Origin of the sequence: uncultured Cetobacterium sp. (genome assembly GCF_947038635.1) — a bacterium.
Lineage (GTDB): Bacteria > Fusobacteriota > Fusobacteriia > Fusobacteriales > Fusobacteriaceae > Cetobacterium_A.
Genome location: NZ_CAMQXC010000163.1, coordinates 1 through 3,726, shown reverse-complemented (window position 1 = coordinate 3,726; position 3,726 = coordinate 1). Strand labels below are relative to the sequence as shown.

At 30.3% G+C, this 3,726-nt stretch carries 3 protein-coding genes; all 3 read left to right on the top strand.

Features of this window, described 5'->3' with window-relative positions; translation table 11 throughout:
* The coding region (gene oxc, locus Q0V08_RS11040; RefSeq protein WP_297434742.1) for an oxalyl-CoA decarboxylase at nucleotides 1-1,445 on the top strand (1,445 nt) is incomplete at its 5' end.
* 29 nt (nucleotides 1,446-1,474) lie between these two features.
* Nucleotides 1,475-2,500, top strand: coding sequence for an AEC family transporter (locus Q0V08_RS11035; protein WP_297434740.1), 1,026 nt, complete (start codon nucleotides 1,475-1,477; stop codon nucleotides 2,498-2,500).
* 44 nt (nucleotides 2,501-2,544) lie between these two features.
* Nucleotides 2,545-3,666 carry a hypothetical protein gene (locus Q0V08_RS11030; RefSeq protein WP_297434738.1) on the top strand — a complete coding sequence of 374 codons (1,122 nt, stop codon included), beginning with the start codon at nucleotides 2,545-2,547 and terminating at the stop codon, nucleotides 3,664-3,666.
* Nucleotides 3,667-3,726: the final 60 nt, after the last annotated feature.

Below are 3,726 nucleotides of genomic sequence, written 5' to 3'. Positions count from 1 at the left end.
GACTTACAGCGTTAGCAAATGCTACAGTAAATGGATTCCCAATGATTCAAATAAGTGGTTCTAGTGATAGATCTATTATTGATTTACAACAAGGAGATTATGAAGAATTAGATCAAATGAATATAGCTAAACCTTTTGTAAAAGCAGCATATAGAATAAATAAACCTGAAGACATAGGTATTGGATTAGCTAGGGCCATTCGAGCTGCTAGCTCAGGAAGACCAGGAGGAGTTTATTTAGATGTTACTACAGAATTATTAGGAAGTGTAATAGATAAAATAGAAGCAGAGAAAACTTTATTTAAAGTAGAGAATCCAGCTCCAAAATCAATACCAGATTCTGATTCTATAATAAAAGCTTTAAATTTACTTTCAAATGCGAAAAAACCTTTGATTCTTCTAGGAAAGGGAGCAGCTTACTCTCAAGCTGATGATTTAATAAAAAAATTCCTAGAGGAAACTAAAATTCCATTTTTACCAATGTCTATGGCAAAAGGATTACTTCCAGATGATCACCCACAATGTGCAGCAGCAGCCCGTTCGTTTGTTTTGGAAAATGCTGATGTTGTAATGCTTGTTGGAGCTAGATTGAACTGGCTTTTAGGTCATGGAAAAGGAAAACATTGGAATCCAGATGTTCGTTTTATTCAATTAGAAATAGATCCTAAAGAGATAGATAGTAATCGTCCAATAGAAGCTCCAGTAATTGGAGATATAGAATCAAGCATGGAGTTACTAGTGAATGGATTGGATAAGATATCTTTAAAGATTGATTCCTCTTGGGTGGAAGATATCGAGAAAGATAAAGAGATAAATATAAATAAAATGTCAGTAAAATTAAATACAGTAACAGAACCACTAAATTATTACAATGCTTTAAAAATTGTTAAAGAAGTTGTTGATTCTCACAAAGATATCTATTTAGTAAATGAAGGAGCTAATACTTTAGATGATACAAGAAATGTTGTTAATATGTATTATCCTCGAAGACGTCTAGATTGTGGAACTTGGGGAGTAATGGGAATTGGTATGGGATTTTCAATAGGAGCTGCGGTTACTACTGGAAAACCTGTATTAGCTATTGAAGGAGATAGTGCTTTTGGTTTTAGTGGAATGGAAATAGAAACAATCTGCATATATAAATTACCTGTGACTATAGTAATATTCAATAATGGTGGAATTTATCGTGGTGATCATGAAAATTTAGGTGGAGGGACAGATCCATCTCCAACAACTCTTATGGCATCAGCAAGATATGACAAATTAATTGAAGCCTTTGGTGGAACACCATATGATGTTTCAACTCAAGAGGAATTAAAAGATGCTATAACAAAAGGAATAGAATCATTAAAGCCAACTTTAATTAATTGTAAAATAGATCCAAAAACAGGAACTGAAAGTGGTCATATAACCTCTTTAAATCCTAAAACAGCAATAAAAAATTAAAAAAATAAAAATTAAAAGGAGCTGATAATATGTGGGATATTATTATGAAAGATATAGTTCCAATTTTTGTAATTATGCTTTTAGGATTTTCTGCAGGAAAAACAAAAGCCTTTAATCAAGATAATGCTAGAAGTTTTAATAAATTGGTTTTAAATTATGCCTTACCTGCAGCTTTGTTTGTATCAATCGTAAAAGCAGATAGACATATGTTGTTTGAAGATATAAAGCTAACTTTAGTAAGTACATTTGTTATTGTTGGTGTTTTTATGTGGTCATTTTTCAGTTGTTATAAATTTTTTAAACATACGAAAGGTGAAGCAGCAGTTTGTGCATTAATTGCAGGATCACCAACAATTGGATTTTTAGGTTTTGCAGTTTTAGATCCTATATTTGGTGCTACAGCTAATACTGGACTTGTTGTAGCAATAGTTTCAATAGTTGTTAATGCAATTACAATTCCAATAGGATTATCACTATTAAATCCTGGTGGAGCAAAAGTACAAAATCAACTAATTAAAGATTTGAGTACTGAAACTGGAGTAAAAAAAGAGATAGATGAGTTTGAGCAAGAGATGCAAAAGTTAGAAAAAAATCCAGTTATAAGTGCTTTAACACAACCAGTTGCATGGGCTCCAATTTTAGCGGTTATAATTGTTTTATTAGGAATAGAATTTCCGCCAATTTTGGACCCTAACTTTGAATTAATATCAAAAGCTAACTCTGGAGTAGCAGTATTCGCTGCAGGATTAACACTTTCTGGATTGAAATTTGAATTTGACTTAGAAATTATCTATAATACTTTTATTAAATTGATATTAATGCCTGGACTTTTATTAATAGTGGGATTACTTGTAAAATTAGATCCAATTCATCTTCAAATGCTTGTTCTTTCAGGAGCTTTACCACCTGCATTTTCTGGTATCATTATAAGTAGCCGTTATCAAGTTTATGTAAGAACTGGAACATCATCTTTAGCTGTAAGTGTGCTTCTATTTATGGTTGCTGCTCCATTCTGGATATGGATAACAAGAATGGCGTCAACATGGAACTTTTAAGTTTTAAAGATAAACTACAAAATTAAAGATGAGGAGAGTAATCTATGAAGAAAAAGCATTTGATATTTTCTTTTATTTTAACTTCAATCTTATGTAATAAAGCTTTTGCAGAACTTAAAAGCACTGAGATTGGAAGTAGCATACAAACTTCTTATGATAAGAGAATAAAACAGGAAACAAATTTAACTCAAGAGTCATTTAATCCTTATGGAGAAGTTGGAACAATATTTACAATTTATGGAAATTCAGGGAAGTATAAAACAGCTACAGCCCACCCGATGCTTTATTTAGATTATACATTTACACCCCAATGGTCATTGTTTTTTGAATGGAATAGATTATCAAATATATATAGTGGAGAGTATGAAAAAGATAGCAATAAAGCTAATCATGATTTTAGTGTACCTAAAGGACATTTTGAATATATTCATAAAAACTTTTTTGATACTAAAGCTGTTTGGAGAACTCAAATAGGAGCTAGACAAACAAATTTTTTTAAAGATTCAGATGATAAATATTGGACTTGGATAAGTTCATCATTAGATTTTTATAAATATTTTCCTAAAAGTGAAAATTTTGAAGTGTTACAATTTGCAATACAACCTTTATACTATTATGGATCATATGTTAAATCTAATCCTAATGGACATATGAATCATGCTGCTCTTAATTTATTGACACAGTTTAAAATATATGAGGATTTTAAATTTCAGTTTAATGGTTATTTATCAAAAGAGTGGTATAATGGAGACTTTAAAGTTGATAAAAAGGATGAGATGAACTATTTTGCAATTGTTTCGTGGTTAGAGTACTCAAAAAATATCTATAAATTTAACGAAAGAACAAATTTACAATTTAATTTTGCCACTGGATTTGATCCGTATATATTTACAAATGATAGTCAAAAAGATTGGAAGCCAACATTTTGGATAATAAATCATGGATATGGATGGTTGTGGCCAACAAAATTAGACAATGATAAGAGTTATTCAAATATGTTTAATGCCTTTGTTTTACCTCAACTAAAGTTAACATATAATCATTCTGAAGATTTAGTAATGGATTTGTTTGTGCAAGTTAAATATTCAAATCAAGTTTGGGGTTCTTCTCAAAAAGATTGGAAGCTTCAACCCCAAGGAGGAGTTGGAATAACTTATAAATTTTAAAATTAAAAGCTGAAGTAAATTAAAATTACTTCAGCTTTTTTAATAAATATGTATAATTAC

Bases quoted from the DNA above. Each gene is read 5' to 3' on its own strand.
- Q0V08_RS11035 (WP_297434740.1), top strand. From the start codon at position 1,475: ATGTGGGATATTATTATGAAAGATATAGTTCCAATTTTTGTAATTATG.
- Q0V08_RS11030 (WP_297434738.1), top strand. From the start codon at position 2,545: ATGAAGAAAAAGCATTTGATATTTTCTTTTATTTTAACTTCAATCTTA.